The organism is Pseudomonas sp. Xaverov 259, from assembly GCF_019352915.1.
In the GTDB taxonomy this organism is placed as follows: Bacteria; Pseudomonadota; Gammaproteobacteria; order Pseudomonadales; family Pseudomonadaceae; genus Aquipseudomonas.
In genome coordinates, this window is sequence record NZ_JAAAFV010000040.1 from 265712 (window position 1) to 279911 (window position 14200).

Below are 14200 nucleotides of genomic sequence, written 5' to 3' on the forward strand. Positions count from 1 at the left end.
AGCGTTAGACGTTATCGATCACAGCGCAGGCTATCCAGACAGCCGTGTGACAACTATGCTTGCCACACATCTTAATGATTGTTCTCTATGTGCGGCCCAAATGAAAATTGACGATATCGATGCCTTTGTCGAAGTGATTCGTTGCCAGTCCATCAGCCACGCCGCCGAGTCGTTGCAGTTGACTCAGCCGGCCATCACCCGCCGCGTGCAGAACTTCGAGCAGGCGCTGGGCGTGGAGCTGTTCGACCGCAACACCAAGCCGCTCAAACCTACGCTGATCGGCACGCGGGTGTATGAGCAATGTCGGCTGATCCTGCGCGAGATGGATGCCCTGCGCGAGCTGGTGGCCACGGATGCGCCGCCCACCGGCGTGTTGCGCCTGGGTGTGCCGCAGACCATCGGCGATGTGGTGCTGCTGGATGCGCTCAAGCACTTGCGCAGCGAATACCCCGACTTGCGCGCCCAGGTCGCCACGGGTTGGGGCAGCCAATTGGTCGGCAAGATCGAGCGCGGCGAGCTGGATGCGGCGGTGGCGTTGTTCCCGGCGGGCAAGATCTTCCCGGACAACATTGTCGGTGAGTCCATCGGCAAGATGGAGTTGGTGGTGGTGTGTGCCAAGGCACAACTGCCGAAAAAGCCGTGCAAGCTGGCTGATGTGTATCAGGGCGGCTGGATTCTCAACCCGGATGGCTGTGGTTTTCGTGCCGGTTTGCAGCGCACCTTGTCCGACCAGGGCCTGGCGCTGCGGGTGAACCTGGAAACCTTCGGCACCGAGTTGCAACTGGGCCTGGTGGCGGACGGCCTGGGCCTGGGTCTGGTGCCGCGCCCGCTGCTGGAACGCAGTGCACACCTTGAGCAATTGGCGGTGGTGCCGCTCAAGGACTTCAAGCCGGTGATGGATTTGTGGCTGATCTACCCGCACTTCCTGGGCAACCTGCAAGGGCCGGTGGATGCCTTTGGGACGCTGGTGGCGGCCTCTTTACACAAGATTCGTAATGCTGCGTGAGCCTGAGGGGCTGCAGGCTGATCGTTCCCACGCTCTGCGTGGGAATGCCTCCTGTGACGCTCTGCGTCACGCTTTGGGACGCGGAGCGTCCAGGGCTGAATTCCCACGCGGAGCGTGGGAACTATCTATGTGGTAGTCGGTTATTTTTATAAAAAAAAATAATAATTAGCTTAGATTAAAATGTGCTTTTTATTATTTTTGGCCATCCCCTAGGCTGACTGGAAGTCCTTAAGGCCATCCAGGAAGTTTTGCCATGAGCAGCGTCACCTCGATTTCCAGCGTTTCCAGCAACGTCCGCCAGCGCGTCACGCCAGAAGAGTGGGAGGTGCGCGTCAAGCTGGCGGCGGCCTATCGACTGGCGGCGTTGTACAAGTGGACCGACCATATCTACACGCACTTTTCTGCCCGTGTGCCGGGGCCGGATGAGCATTTCCTGATCAACGCCTACGGGTTGTTGTTCGATGAAATCAACGCCTCCAACCTGGTCAAGGTCGACCTCGACGGCACGATTGTCGACGACCCGACCGGCCTGGGTATCAACTACGCAGGTTACGTGATCCACAGCGCCATCCACGGCGCGCGTCATGACCTGCAAGCGGTGCTGCACACCCACACCCGCGACGGCATTGCGGTGTCGGCGCAGAAAGATGGCTTGCTGCCGGTCTCCCAGCACTCCATTGCGTTCTCCGGGCGCGTGGCTTACCACGGTTATGAAGGCGTGGCGCTGGACCTGGATGAGCGCGAGCGGCTGGTGGCCGACCTGGGCGACAAGAGTGTGATGATCTTGCGCAACCATGGGCTGTTGACCGCAGGCGTCAGCGTGGAACACGCCTTCCAGCAACTGCAAGGGCTGGAGCGCGCGTGCAATATCCAGATCGCGGCGCAGGCGGGCGGCAATGCAGAGCTTATCTTCCCGCCGGCAGAGGTGGTGGCCAAGGTGGAGGAGCAGGCCAAGGTGTTCAGCAATGGCGCAGGGCCGGGTGTGGTGCGGCATTGGAATGCGTTGATTCGGCAGTTGGAGCGCACGGATAGCGATTACAAAAACTGAATTTGAAACCACTGAAGATCAAAAATGTGGGAGCGGGCTTGCTCGCGAATGCGGCGTGTCAGTCAACGCAAATATTGACTGATCCACCGCATTCGCGAGCAAGCCCGCTCCCACATGGGTTGTGTGGTGTTCTTTAATCAGGCGACCTGTTTGGCCTGTTCACGCTCGGCGACCAACTGGCGGGTCAGTGGGATCAGCCGCTTGCCGTAGTCGATCGCATCATTGAGCGGGTCGAACCCGCGTATCAGGAAGGTGGTGATACCTAGGTCGTAGTAATCGAGCAACGCCTCTGCGACTTGTTCGGCGGTGCCGACCAATGACGTGGAATTGCCCTGCGCGCCCAGCAACCCGGCAATCCCGGTCCACAGGCGCTTGTCCAGCCGCGAGCCCTGCGCTGCCGCTGCGAGCAAGCGGCGCGAGCCTTCGTTGGGTGGTTCGCGGCGCACAAAACCGTGCTTTTCGGCCAGTGCCGTCGCCTGCTGCAAGATCGTCTCGGCACGCGCCCAGGCCAGCTCTTCGGTTTGCGCGAGGATCGGCCGCAACGACAAGCTGAAGCGAATTGTGCGCCCGTGCTTGGCCGCTTCTGCACGCACCTGGGTCACCACTTCGCGCACTTGCTCGTAGGTTTCACCCCACAACGCATACACGTCGGCATGCTTGCCGGCCACCGCAATCGCGGCCGCTGAAGAACCGCCGAAGTACAGCGGGATATGCGGCTGCTGTGGCGATTTCACCGTCGAGTGCGCGCCTTCGACCTGATAGTAGGTGCCGCTGAAGTCGAAGGGCTGTTCGCTGGTCCATTCCTGGCGCACCACGCTCAAGTATTCGTCGGTACGTGCGTAGCGTTCGTCCTTGCCGATATGGCTGCCATCGGCGCGCAGTTCACGGTCATCGCCGCCGGTGATGATATGCACGGCTGTGCGCCCACCGTTGAACACGTCCAGGGTCGCGAACTGGCGTGCGGCCAAGGTCGGCTGGGCAAAACCTGGGCGATGGGCGATCAGGAACTGCAGTTTTTGGGTCACGCTGGCAGCGTGCGCGGCGATCAGCGTGCTGTCCGGGCTGTTGGAGTGAAACGCCACTAGCGCGCGGTCGAAACCTGCTTCTTCGTGGGCGCGGGCCACGGTTTCGACGTAGTCCGGTTGCAGGGTAGGGCCGCTACGCGGGTGAATCTCGGAAGCGTGATGGCCGCCGATGTAACCGATAAATTCGATGCTCATGGTCTGTCCTTGTCGATTGTGCGATTAACACCTCCTCCGGGCGTGGGGTCGGTCACTCGGGTCAAAAGTAAGGGCAGTGGCGGGGTCTGTAAAATGCCTGTTGGTTCTAACCTAATTATTAAAAAACAGAATTATCATGCGTAAATGTTATTAAAGATGTGCATTCAATGTGGCGAGCAGGCTTGCCCTGCGTTGGGCTGCGCAGCGGCCCCTTCTAGCTGACTTACCGCGCCGTCTGAATTGGGGCGGCTTCGCCACCCAACGCAGGGCAAGCCTGCTCGCCACGGAGCAGTGCGCTAAAGACTCAACCGAATCTCGGCACACAAGCCGCCCTCGACCCGATTACTCAAGGTCAGCGAGCCGCCGATCGCCACCGCCAGTTGCTGGGCAATCGCCAACCCCAGCCCGGTGCCGCCGGTGCCGCGGTTGCGTGAGCTTTCTACCCGGTAGAAAGGCTGCATGACCTGCGCCAGTTCGTCTTCGGCAATCCCCGGGCCTGGGTCCAGCACCTTGATCGACAGCTCGCCCTTGGCTGTCGAACCGACTTCCAGCTCGGCGCTGCCCGCGAATTTAAGGGCGTTGTCCACCAGGTTCACCAACACGCGGCGCAGTGCGTGCGGGCGGGTGTCGAGGATCATTGCGCTTTTGCCGTGCAGGCTGACTTGCTTTTGCATGTCCTGATAGTCAAACACCAGGCTGTCGAGAAAGGCGTCCAGGTCAATGCGGTGGCTGGCTTCGGTGGCGCCATGAACGCTGCGCGCATACGCCACGCCCTCACGCACCAGGTGCTCCATTTCGCTCAGGTCGTTCCACAGTTTGTCGCGGTCGGCACTGTCATCCATAAACTCGGCGCGCAGTTTCATGCGGGTGATCGGCGTTTGCAGGTCATGGGAAATCGCCGCGAGGATCTGCATGCGCTCCTTGAGGTATTCGGCGATGCGCTGTTGCATGGCATTGAACGCCGCTGCGGCATGCGCGACTTCACTCGGGCCGCTTTCGTCCAGGGGCGTGGGATGGGCATTCGGGTCGAGGGTTTCAACCGCACGCGCCAGACGCGTCAGCGGGCGCACGGCCAGGCGCACCGCGACCCAGGTGCAGCCAAGCAACAGCGCCAGTTGCAGCACTAGCACCACCGGCAACCAATAGGCCACGGGCAGGGCGGCGGGGCGTACATCGAGGGTGATCGGGTTGCCATCGGCCAGGGTCAGGTGTACCTGAAAGTGTTTCTGGATGCCGGGAATATCGCGGAAGATCAGGGCGTAGTGCTCGCCCAGCGCGTCCGCAATCGAGGTGGCCGCCATGGGCACGTCTTTGCTGCTCATCGGTTCACCGGCCTCGCCGGCGTTGAGCAAGTACCGGTAATTCTGCCGGTCGATACGCGCCAGCCAACCGGCGCGCTCGTTGGCGGGCAGGCGGTCGAGGATGGCCACCGAGGTGGACACGTCGTTTTCCAGGTTGCCGAGCATCACCGTGCGCGCACTGATATAGCGCTCATAGAACTGCGCACTGAACGACAACCCATGGGCACACACCAGGCTGATCAAAAAGATCAGTGACAGCTGGGACGCCAGTGTGCGCGGCCAACCGAACCGCCATGGCTTCATTGCTCGGCCCCGAGGATTTGCACCGGCAGTGAAAACACATAACCCTCACTGCGCACGGTCTTGATATAGGCCGGTTCGCGGGCGTCATCCAGCAGACGTTGGCGCAAGCGGCTCACCAGCAGGTCGATGGAACGATCGAACAGGTCGGCATCACGCCCCTGGGTCAGGTTCAGCAATTGGTCGCGATTCAGCACGCGTTGCGGGTGGTCGAGAAACACCCGCAACAGGCGGTATTCGGCGCCGCTGAGGGCCACCAGGGTGTCGTCTTCGTCGAGCAGGTGGCGGGCGGTGGTGTCCAGGCGCCAGCGACCAAAGCGGATCAGCCGCCCGGTTTCACTCACCACCAGGTTGGGCGGCAGCATGCGGGTGCGGCGCAGCACCGCGTTGATGCGCGCAAGCAATTCACGCGCGGCGAACGGCTTGACCAGGTAATCATCGGCGCCCATTTCCAGGCCGATGATGCGGTCGGTTTCGTCGTTGCGCGCGGTGAGCATCAGCACTGGCGTGGCTTTGTGCTTGCCCACCCGCAGTTCGCGGCACAGCTGCAAGCCGTCATCGCCGGGCATCATGATATCCAGCACGATCAGGTCCACGGGCGTGGTGTCGAGGAAGCTGCGCATCTGGCGGCCATCGGCAACCACAGTGGTGCGCATGCCGTTTTTCTTCAGGTAATTGCCCACCAGCTCGCGGATTTCCCGGTCGTCATCGACGATCAGGATGTGATCGACATGATCCATGCTGCCTTCCTCGTTAAATGCTCTTGGACGGCAGTCTAGCCATCGCCGCAGGCTTTGCCTTGTGCCCTTTGTATTGCAGTGTATCTGGCGACAACGAGATACACAGCGAAGCAAAAATCAGTGGCGCACGGCCTTGAGCAACAGTGCCTCGAACACCCGCTGGGCGCGCGGTTCGTCCGTGTGGGCGACATTAAAACGCATCGAATTGAGGTGCGCCGGGTCGTAGCCGAACAGCGCGCCCGGCGCCAACACCAGGCTGCGTTTCAGCGCTTCCTGGGCCAGCAGTTCACCGTTTACGCCCTTGGGCAGGCGCGCCCAGATAAACATCCCGCCTTCAAAAGCCATCGGCAACTCGCAGCCGCAGCGCTTGAGCCATTGCTCGACGCGCCCGCCAGACTCCATCAACCGCTGGACCATACGTTTGCGGTGCTTGGCATAGCTGCCTTCGCTGAGCATGCGATAGACGATCTGCTCGAACAGCTCCGAGGTCACGCCGCCGCTCATCAACTTCATGTTGGTGAGGTTGGCGGCCAATTGCGGCGCGGCCACCACGTAGCTCACGCGGGTGTTGGCGCTGAGGATCTTGGAGAACCCGGAAAGGTAGGTGACCTGATCCAGCCCGGCGAGGGCGGCCAGGCGCGGCGGCGGGTTGGGGTGCAGGTCGCCGTAGAGGTCGTCCTCGACGATATGGCAATGGTACTGCTGGGTCAGTTGCAGCAGGCGAAACGCCTGGCCGGGACTGAAGGAATGGCCGGTGGGGTTATGCAGCACGCTGGTGGTCAGGTACAGGCTGGGGCGGTGCTCGGCCAGCAGCTGTTCCAGCGCGGCAAAATCAAAACCGTCGGGGCGCCGCTCGATGGTCACCACTTTGACCCCGTGCAGGGCCAGGTTGGCGTGGAAGTTGAAATAACAGGGCGCGTCCAGCAGCACCGTGTCGCCGGGGCGCGCGAGCAGGCGCATAAGCATGTCCAGGCCCTGCACGGTGTTGGGCGTGGTGATGATTTGCTCCACCGGCACCGACAGGCCTTCGCCGTGCAGCTTCTGTTGCAGGGCCTGGCGCAGCGGCAGCAGCCCGGCCGGCGTGCCCAGGCCGGCAATGCGCAGTGACGGCGCACGCACCACGCTGCGCATCGTTTGGCGGATGGCCTCGCCGTTCAACCAGTCCTCCGGCAAGTGCCCGCCACCGGGGCGCAGCTCGCCGCTGGCGGTAACCAGCGGGCGGCGCAGCACGCTGAGCAGGTCCTGGGGCAGCAGGTCGACCCAGGTCGCGGCGGCCGGGCGCGCGGTTTCCATCGCCACAAAATAGCCGCGGCCCTGGCTGGAGGTCAGCAGGTGGCGCCCGCGCAGGCGGTCCAGTGCTTCGTTGAGGGTGAACTTGCTGACGCCCAGGGTCTGGGTCAGTTCGCGCACCGACGGCAACTTGCTGCCGGGTGCCCATTCACCGCCCTCGATGGCCTCGCTGAAGGCGTCGACGATCTGCTGGACCTTGGGCGTGCCTTCCACAAAAGCGATGGCCGATACAAACATAAACCTTCCTTGTCTTTGCCGGTGCTTTTACCGGTGAAGTTAGGCTGGATTAGGCACCACTTTACCTGCCTTGTGCAATGACGCTGCCCTAGACTGCGCGCCATCTCGCCGGAAACCGGCGAAGTTTCTTACACGCGAGCAATGGATTTCGCATTCTCATGAAGACTTATATGTGCGCACCCTGCGGTTTTATGTACGTAGAAGAATTGGGTATTCCGGAGGACGGAATCCCGGCAGGCACCCCTTGGGAAGAGGTGCCGGAAGACTGGACATGCCCTGACTGCGGCGTGACCAAGGCCGACTTTATGGCCATTGAACTTTAATCCTCCATCAACGAAAGGAATCGCTCCATGGAAAGCAAACTGATCAACCCCACCGTGCCGTTCTGCACGGGCGTGGCACACCAGAAATACCTCGGCGCCGAAAAAGGCCTGCAAACCGCTATCGAAGGCGACTGCACCCATTGGTACATCGACGGCAGCCTGTTCGGCGAGATGGTCGACGACTGGACCGATGCGCGCATTGAGAGCCTGCAGGCGCAAATTGCCGCCACCGGCGTCAAGCCGATCTTCCACGGCAACTTCAAGGCGCCGCTGGGCAGTGACGTCGAGGCGTTCCGCGCGGCGGCGGTGGACTACGTGAAAAAAGAGATCGACATTGCCAGCCGCCTGGGTGCGCCGTTGATCATTCACGGCGGCTGCATCGTCGAGCCGAAAATGGTGCTGATGGCCAAAAAGGTGGCGCTGGAGCACTACCTCAAGTCGGTACAGGAACTGGCGAGCTATGCCGAGGCAAAGGGCACGGATATCTACCTGGAGAACCTGTCCAACTACGTCAACTATCGGCCGTTCCACTACATCTTCACCCACGAAGCCGAGTACGCCTTTGTGTTCGAGCGCCTGCAGGCCCACAGCAACGTGTACTTCTTCCTGGATGCGGGCCACGCCAACATCGAGAACGGCCTGCCGGCCGAAGTGGTGCGCAAGTATCACCACTTGATCAAGGGCATTTCCTTCAGCAACAACAATGGCGTGCAGGATCAGCACTTTGGCATTCATGACGGCAACTGTGATTACGCCGATGTGGTGCAGGCCATCGTTGAAACCAACTGGAAGGGCCTGGTGGCGTTCGAAACCCGCAACCAGACCGCCAAGGCCGCGTTGGCCGACCTGGCGCTGATGTACCGCGAATCCCTGACCACTGAAATTGCCGTCGCCTGACAGGCCCAGGGGCGCGTGCTTTAAGCGCGCCCCGTTGTTGTTTTTATCACTTCAAGGTTCCGGCCCATGACAAGTGCGTTAACGCTGTCTTCGTTTCTCTACTTCTTGCTGTTTTGCGCCACCATGACTTTCAGCCCCGGCCCCATGACCCTGTTGCTGCTAAGCCTGGGCTTGAAGGATGGCTTGCGCAGTTCGATCCCGGCGCAGATCGGCGCCAGTGTGTCCTACCTGATTTCCATCCTGATCTTTGCCGTGGGCTTTTCGGAATTGATCAAAGGCAACCTCGCCATTACCCAGACCATCCAGTTTGTCGGCGTGGCCTATATTTTGTACCTGGCCTACAAGCAGTGGACCAGCAGCGGCGTGTCGATCAAGCAGGGCGGCGCGGTGGAAGGCTCGCGCAGTCTGTTCGGCAAGGGCTTGCTCACCGGGTTTTCCAACCCCAAAACCATCATCATGTTCAGCGCCGTGTTCCCGCAGTTTGCAGGTGCAGGCGAACACAGCTCGGCGGCGGATATCGCGATCCTCGGGCTGACGTTTCTGACCCTGCAGTTTGCCAGCGGCTGCCTGTACTGCTATTTCGGCCAGCGCATCAAGCACGTGCTGGAAAACCCCAAGCGCCGGGTACTGTTGCAACGGGTCACTGCGGTGCTGCTATTGGGCGTCGCGTTGATGTTGGCGCGCGGGTTTTCGCACTGAAGTATTAGCTGGTAAGCAGTAGTGGCGCTTTGACGTTGCCCTGATAGACTCCAGGCACTCATCCAGGATTACACCCCACCATGCCAGCCGTCGGAGGAAATGGACTTCCGCTCGCTTCGCGCCTGTTCAAATCGCGGCTCTTGGGGCTGACGCTGGGTTTTGTCTGCGTGGTATTTGGCATGTACCCCTTGCACCCGTCGCTGTGGGTGTGGGCCTGGATGCTGATCAACGCCTTTGTCTGGCCGCACCTGGCCTACCAGTTGTCGCGCCGGGCGAGCAACTCACTGCGTAGCGAACGGCGTAATTTACTCTTCGATTCGTTTTGCGGCGGCTTCTGGGTCGGTGCCATGCACTTCAACCCGCTGCCCAGCGTGACCACGCTGTCGATGATGACCATGAACAACGTCGCCATCGGCGGGCCGCGCTTTATGCTCGCCGGCTGGGTGGCGCAGGGGCTGGGCATCGGCGCCGCGCTGTTGGTGTTCGCGCCGGCGTTTGTCGCGGTGACCAGCGAGACGCAGCTGTACGCGTGCCTGCCGATCCTGATGCTCTATCCGCTGGCGCTGGGCTGGATCTGCTACCGCCAGGCCGTGACCCTGGCCCGCCATAAACGCGAGTTGCTGGCCTTGAGCCGCACCGACAGCCTGTCCGGCCTGCTCAATCACGGTGCCTGGAAGGACCACCTGGAAATCGAGTTCCAGCGTTGCCGCCGTGAACAGGTGGGCGCGGCCATTGCGCTGATCGACATCGACCATTTCAAGACCATCAACGACACCTACGGCCACGTCACCGGCGACATCGTGCTGCGCCAACTCAGCAAGGTGTTGCGCCAGAACCTGCGCGCGTCCGACCTGGCCGGGCGCTATGGCGGCGACGAGTTCTGTGTGATTTTGCCGGGCATGCCACTCAATCGCGCCACCGAAGTGATGGACGCTTTGCGTGATCGCTTCAGTGCGCTGGCCTATGCGCAAGACCCGACCCTGCGTGCCAGTTTGAGCATTGGCTTGGCGCCGTACCAGCCGGCGCACGCCGATTCCACCAGTTGGCTCAACGACGCCGACCAGGCGCTGTATGAAGCCAAAAGCAGTGGCCGCAACCGCGTCAGCTCCGTGCAGGGCAGTTGGTTACGCTCGGTTTAGTGGGGTAGGGTAGCGCAGCACTTCCCCACAACAACAAGGATCGGTCCATGCTCTTCACCTTCTCCCGTACCCTTCTGGCCGCCACCCTGGCCCTGACCTTCGCCGTGCCGGCCTACAGCGCCGAACCCCACAAACAAATCCAGGCGGATGCCGAACAGTACAAGGCCGAGGCGCTGAAACTGCTCGAGCGCCTGGTGAATATCGACTCAGGTTCAGGCTACGAGCCGGGCCTGACTCAAGTGCGCGACATCGCCGTGGATGAGCTCAAACAGCTCGGTTTCAGCATTGAACTGGTGCCGGACAAAGCCGCCAACAATAGCCATGTGATCGCAACCCTCAAGGGCACCGGCAAAGCCAAGATCCTGTTGATGGCGCACATGGACACCGTGTTCAAGGAAGGCTCGGCCGCCGAGCGCCCGTTCCATATCAAGGATGGCCGCGCCTATGGCCCCGGCGTGATGGATGACAAGGGCGGCATCGTCGCCGGCATCTACGCGCTCAAAGTCCTGAAAAACCAGGGCTTCAAGGACTACGCACAAATCACCTTCCTGCTCGACGCCAGCGAAGAAACCGGCTCAGAAGCCGCCTCCGAACTGATCCGCAAAACCGCCAAGGCCAACGACGTAACCTTGAACCTGGAACCCGGCCGCCCAGCCGACGGCCTGGTGGTATGGCGCAAAGGCAGCGCCACTGCGGTGGTCGAAGTCAAAGGCAAAGCCGCCCACGCCGGCGTCGCCCCCGAACTGGGCCGCAACGCCGCCATGGAAGCTGCGCACCAGATCCTGCAGTTGGGCAAACTCGGCGATGAAGAGAAGAAAACCACCATCAACTTCACCGTGATCGAGGCAGGCGACCGCACCAACGTCATCCCCGACCAAGCCACCGCCAAAGCCGACGTGCGCGCCGCGCTGCCGGAAGAATTTGATCGGATCGAAAAAGACCTGGCGCGGGTGTCAGCCAATAAGTTGATCCCGGACACCGAAGTGAAAACCAGCCTGCTGCGCGGCCTGCCGCCGATGCCACAGACGCCCGAGTCGGACAAATTGGTCGCGATTGCCCAGGGAATCTACGGCGAACTGGGCCGCAAACTGACCATTGAAGGCAGCGGCGGGGCCGCAGATGCGAGCTTGTCGGCCGGGGTCGGGACGCCGACGTTGGATGGGTTTGGGATTGTCGGTGGGAATATTCATACGCCGGAGGAATATGCCGAGGTGGAGAGCGTGGCCCCACGGGTTTATTTGTTGAGTCGGATGATTATGGAGCTGTCGAAGCGGTGAGAGGCTTGCAGGGCTCACTCAATAGGTGAGCCTTCCTGTTCGCAAACTTATTATTTGGGTGAGCAGGCTTGTTGTGGCGAGCAGGCTTGTCCTGCGTTGGGCTGCGCAGCAGCCCCAAAACAGACGACACTGGTTTACGCGGGTATCTCGTTTTTTGCTCCTATTGGGGCTGCTTCGCAGCCCAACGCAGGGCAAGCCTGCTCGCCACAGTGGTGGGGGTGTTTCAGTGGTGTAGGTGGTGTTTTCACCATGTTGATGGGTCTTCAAGGCTGGCTTTTTGGAGGTCGTCTTTCCATACCTCGTTAGCTAATCGATAAATATCTGCGAAGAAATCACGGGGGGTCACTATTTCTGTTTCGTCCCAGGCCATCGTTGAATATTCATCTGGGTCATCTTCAAAATAAGAATTGAAGTCAAAGTTTTCTGTATTTAAAGCGGCGGACAAGTGCTCCATTAATTTGTATCGGTGGCGATAGGAAAGCTTGTTGTATGGGTCCAGGCAATATTTGAGAGTTAGATTTTCTCTATCTTTTTCGTTGTTTGGGTCATAGGCGTGAAGCTCTGCCCCTTTAGTATCTTCTCTGTCGTAAATGTCAAAGATTCCTACGAAATAATATAAGCTCGCGTCGAAAAGTATGTGGTCGGAAGATGGGTGGAATAGCATTTTTATTCCTTGATAGGAGATAGGGTAAAGGGCGTACCGTCTTCACGAAATTTCATCTCGGCACCATTCATAGAAGGATTGAACGTTGGGTTGTGCGGATCCTTTTTGTTCGGTCTGTAGCCTCGCCCCGGTGGCCCCTTTCATGTGGCTAGCAGGCTTGCCCCAGTGATTCAGCGAGGTATGTGGTGTTTTCACCATGTTGATGGGGCTTCCAGGCTGGCTTTTTGGAGGTCATTTTTCCAAGCAATGTGAGCGAGCTGGTAGATCTCATCTAGAAAATCCTTGGGGTTCTCAAGCTCATACCATTCGGCCCTTGGCCATGAGGCTGCTTCGTCTTCGTTGATTTCGAATAAGCTCTGGAAGTCATAGGTTTTGTCGTTCAGACATTCTTTTAGGTATTGAATTAACGCGTATTTATGCCTGTAGGAAAGATAGTCCAAGCTCAGGGCGTAGGTTTTTATGAGCTTTTCTCTGTCTCCTTTTTCATTTGGATTGTATTTTTCAAGCTCTTCACCAAGCTCTTGCTCTCGGTCATAAACATCAAACACGCCTATAAACCATTTGAGGCTCGGATTGAAGGGCTCATTTAAGAACGGGTCTTTCAACATTACTTTTTCTCGGCAGGGAATGCGGTGAATGGCCTGGTGTTATCTTTTTTGTCGAATTTCACCTCGGCACCATTCATAGAAGGATTGAACGTAGGGGTGTGCGGATCCTTCGTGTCTGGCCTGTAGCCCCGCCCCGGTGGCACTTTTCATGTGGCGAGCAGGCTTGCCACAGTGATCAGGACGTTCAGTGAAGTAGGTGGCGCTTTCACCATGTTGATTGGTCTTCCAGGCCGGCTTTTTGGAGGTCGTCTTTCCATACCTCGTTGGCTAATCGGTAAATATCTGCGAAGAAACCGCGGGGGTTTACTATTTGTGTTTCGTCCCAGGCCATCGTTATGTACTCGTCATAATCACTCTCAAATTCTTTAGTGAAGTTAAAATCAGGCGAATCTAGAGCATCCTTGAGCGCCGATATCAATACGAAGCGATGTCTGTAAGAAAGATACATGAGGTCTTTTAAAATGAATTCGATAATGATTGTTTCTCTCTGTTTTTCATCGTTTGGATCATATTTCCACAGTGCTTCGCCGACGGTGTCTTCAAGGTCGTAAATCGATAACGCTCCTAATATATGAGAAATGCTGGGAGCGTAGGGTATGTCCATGAAGGGAGACTTCAACATTGGTTGCTCACTTAGGAAATGCGGTGAATGGTCGAGTTGGGTTGTTTTTATCAAATCTGATTTCAGCTCTATCCATGTTTTCTATATATTTTGGGTTTTTTGGGTTTTTGCTGTTAGGTTTGTAACCTCGACCTGCTCCAGGCAATTCAACTATAACCACAGGATTGCCCTGCTTATCGAAACCTGTCGGTGATGGCGAATTGCTTTGCATTTTACCTAGGGCCTTGTTTATAGCGTGGAGTTGCATTTTCCAAGTTTTAAATTGAGAGCTTGAATTTATCGGCTCTTTCTTGCCCGTGGTTGGGTTTGTACCGTCTATAGAGCGTTGTTTTAGAGCATGGTCTGGTATTTCGGGGCCGTGCTTTTCAGTGGCATGCATATTGTATTTTTTTTCCCAGTTCAACACTCTCTGCTTGGCATTCGACTCTGTTAGTTCACCTATTCTTGCCTGTCGTTCAGCTCTCGCCAGGTGAGGCAGAGCAGGTACTCCGTCATCAACGTTTGGTTTGGGTGGTTCTATAGTCGCGCTGGGTTTGCATCCACCGCTACCAGGACAATTACTCAGCCCTAGCGGATCCACCCACCCCGTAGGGTTCGGCACATACCTGTACGCATTAATCCCACCCGCCAGCTTCACCGGGTCCGGCGTCAGGTAACGACCAATATCTGGATTGTAGTAGCGATGGCGGTTGTAGTGCAGCCCGCTTTCCGCATCGAAATATTGGCCCTGAAAACGCAACGGATTGTCGATTTTTCTGACGTCTAGGCGGGCGATTTCACCGTAGGCGCGGTAGTGCGCGGACCAGACGATTTCGCCTTCGGGGTTTGT

General features: G+C 58.7%; 15 protein-coding genes. 7 read left to right on the top strand and 8 right to left on the bottom strand.

The window, feature by feature from the left end; genetic code table 11:
- The first annotated feature begins 100 nt into the window (after positions 1-100).
- Positions 101-1006: a LysR family transcriptional regulator gene (locus K0H48_RS18270; RefSeq protein WP_017137765.1), complete on the top strand. Its 906-nt coding sequence runs from the start codon at positions 101-103 to the stop codon at positions 1004-1006.
- A gap of 253 nt (positions 1007-1259) precedes the next feature.
- A complete protein-coding gene (locus K0H48_RS18275) occupies positions 1260-2054 on the top strand; it encodes a class II aldolase/adducin family protein (RefSeq protein WP_219268563.1) in 795 nt (264 codons plus the stop codon).
- A gap of 137 nt (positions 2055-2191) precedes the next feature.
- On the opposite strand, the gene K0H48_RS18280 is transcribed toward K0H48_RS18275, so the two are convergent.
- The 4 genes from K0H48_RS18280 to K0H48_RS18295 form a co-directional block, all read right to left on the bottom strand.
- Positions 2192-3274, bottom strand: coding sequence for an LLM class flavin-dependent oxidoreductase (locus K0H48_RS18280; protein WP_219268564.1), 1083 nt, complete (start codon positions 3272-3274; stop codon positions 2192-2194).
- Positions 3275-3570: 296 nt separating this feature from the next.
- On the bottom strand, positions 3571-4878 hold the full coding sequence (locus tag K0H48_RS18285; RefSeq protein ID WP_219268565.1) for an ATP-binding protein: 1308 nt from the start codon (positions 4876-4878) through the stop codon (positions 3571-3573).
- Positions 4875-5615 (bottom strand): response regulator, encoded by a 741-nt coding sequence (locus K0H48_RS18290; RefSeq protein ID WP_056857883.1) that lies wholly within the window; start codon positions 5613-5615, stop codon positions 4875-4877. Before K0H48_RS18290 ends, K0H48_RS18285 begins: the two co-directional genes overlap by 4 nt.
- Before the next feature lie 117 nt (positions 5616-5732).
- Positions 5733-7142: a PLP-dependent aminotransferase family protein gene (locus K0H48_RS18295; RefSeq protein WP_219268566.1), complete on the bottom strand. Its 1410-nt coding sequence runs from the start codon at positions 7140-7142 to the stop codon at positions 5733-5735.
- A 158-nt stretch (positions 7143-7300) separates the two neighbouring features.
- On the opposite strand from K0H48_RS18295, the gene K0H48_RS18300 reads away from it, so the two are divergent.
- The 5 genes from K0H48_RS18300 to K0H48_RS18320 all read left to right on the top strand — a co-directional run bounded on the left by K0H48_RS18300 (position 7301) and on the right by K0H48_RS18320 (position 11477).
- Entirely contained in the window at positions 7301-7465 is a 165-nt protein-coding gene (locus K0H48_RS18300) for a rubredoxin (RefSeq protein WP_016968943.1), read from the top strand.
- Between the two features lie 27 nt (positions 7466-7492).
- The gene (locus K0H48_RS18305) at positions 7493-8362 is read left to right on the top strand and encodes a sugar phosphate isomerase/epimerase (protein WP_219268567.1); all 870 of its coding nucleotides are present in this window, start codon (positions 7493-7495) and stop codon (positions 8360-8362) included.
- 66 nt (positions 8363-8428) lie between these two features.
- Complete coding sequence (locus K0H48_RS18310; protein ID WP_069785848.1) at positions 8429-9061, top strand: LysE family translocator; 633 nt, start codon at positions 8429-8431, stop codon at positions 9059-9061.
- Positions 9062-9141: 80 nt separating this feature from the next.
- Positions 9142-10200 carry a diguanylate cyclase gene (locus K0H48_RS18315; protein ID WP_219268568.1) on the top strand — a complete coding sequence of 353 codons (1059 nt, stop codon included), beginning with the start codon at positions 9142-9144 and terminating at the stop codon, positions 10198-10200.
- A gap of 47 nt (positions 10201-10247) precedes the next feature.
- On the top strand, positions 10248-11477 hold the full coding sequence (locus tag K0H48_RS18320; RefSeq protein ID WP_219268569.1) for a M20/M25/M40 family metallo-hydrolase: 1230 nt from the start codon (positions 10248-10250) through the stop codon (positions 11475-11477).
- A 244-nt stretch (positions 11478-11721) separates the two neighbouring features.
- On the opposite strand, the gene K0H48_RS18325 is transcribed toward K0H48_RS18320, so the two are convergent.
- From K0H48_RS18325 to K0H48_RS18340, 4 genes are all read right to left on the bottom strand, one after another.
- Complete coding sequence (locus K0H48_RS18325; RefSeq protein WP_219268570.1) at positions 11722-12141, bottom strand: hypothetical protein; 420 nt, start codon at positions 12139-12141, stop codon at positions 11722-11724.
- Between the two features lie 191 nt (positions 12142-12332).
- Positions 12333-12749, bottom strand: coding sequence for a hypothetical protein (locus K0H48_RS18330; protein ID WP_219268571.1), 417 nt, complete (start codon positions 12747-12749; stop codon positions 12333-12335).
- Between the two features lie 205 nt (positions 12750-12954).
- Positions 12955-13353, bottom strand: coding sequence for a hypothetical protein (locus K0H48_RS18335; protein WP_307877376.1), 399 nt, complete (start codon positions 13351-13353; stop codon positions 12955-12957).
- 25 nt (positions 13354-13378) lie between these two features.
- Positions 13379-14200, bottom strand: an 822-nt coding sequence (locus tag K0H48_RS18340; protein WP_307877377.1) for an RHS repeat-associated core domain-containing protein, incomplete at its 5' end; no start/stop codon positions are given.

Excerpts from the sequence above, each read along its gene's own strand:
- K0H48_RS18270 (WP_017137765.1), top strand. The coding sequence starts at position 101 with ATGAAAATTGACGATATCGATGCCTTTGTCGAAGTGATTCGTTGCCAG.
- K0H48_RS18275 (WP_219268563.1), top strand. The coding sequence starts at position 1,260 with ATGAGCAGCGTCACCTCGATTTCCAGCGTTTCCAGCAACGTCCGCCAG.
- K0H48_RS18280 (WP_219268564.1), bottom strand. The coding sequence starts at position 3,274 with ATGAGCATCGAATTTATCGGTTACATCGGCGGCCATCACGCTTCCGAG.
- K0H48_RS18285 (WP_219268565.1), bottom strand. The coding sequence starts at position 4,878 with ATGAAGCCATGGCGGTTCGGTTGGCCGCGCACACTGGCGTCCCAGCTG.
- K0H48_RS18290 (WP_056857883.1), bottom strand. The coding sequence starts at position 5,615 with ATGGATCATGTCGATCACATCCTGATCGTCGATGACGACCGGGAAATC.
- K0H48_RS18295 (WP_219268566.1), bottom strand. The coding sequence starts at position 7,142 with ATGTTTGTATCGGCCATCGCTTTTGTGGAAGGCACGCCCAAGGTCCAG.
- K0H48_RS18300 (WP_016968943.1), top strand. The coding sequence starts at position 7,301 with ATGAAGACTTATATGTGCGCACCCTGCGGTTTTATGTACGTAGAAGAA.
- K0H48_RS18305 (WP_219268567.1), top strand. The coding sequence starts at position 7,493 with ATGGAAAGCAAACTGATCAACCCCACCGTGCCGTTCTGCACGGGCGTG.
- K0H48_RS18310 (WP_069785848.1), top strand. The coding sequence starts at position 8,429 with ATGACAAGTGCGTTAACGCTGTCTTCGTTTCTCTACTTCTTGCTGTTT.
- K0H48_RS18315 (WP_219268568.1), top strand. The coding sequence starts at position 9,142 with ATGCCAGCCGTCGGAGGAAATGGACTTCCGCTCGCTTCGCGCCTGTTC.
- K0H48_RS18320 (WP_219268569.1), top strand. The coding sequence starts at position 10,248 with ATGCTCTTCACCTTCTCCCGTACCCTTCTGGCCGCCACCCTGGCCCTG.
- K0H48_RS18325 (WP_219268570.1), bottom strand. The coding sequence starts at position 12,141 with ATGCTATTCCACCCATCTTCCGACCACATACTTTTCGACGCGAGCTTA.
- K0H48_RS18330 (WP_219268571.1), bottom strand. The coding sequence starts at position 12,749 with ATGTTGAAAGACCCGTTCTTAAATGAGCCCTTCAATCCGAGCCTCAAA.
- K0H48_RS18335 (WP_307877376.1), bottom strand. The coding sequence starts at position 13,353 with ATGGACATACCCTACGCTCCCAGCATTTCTCATATATTAGGAGCGTTA.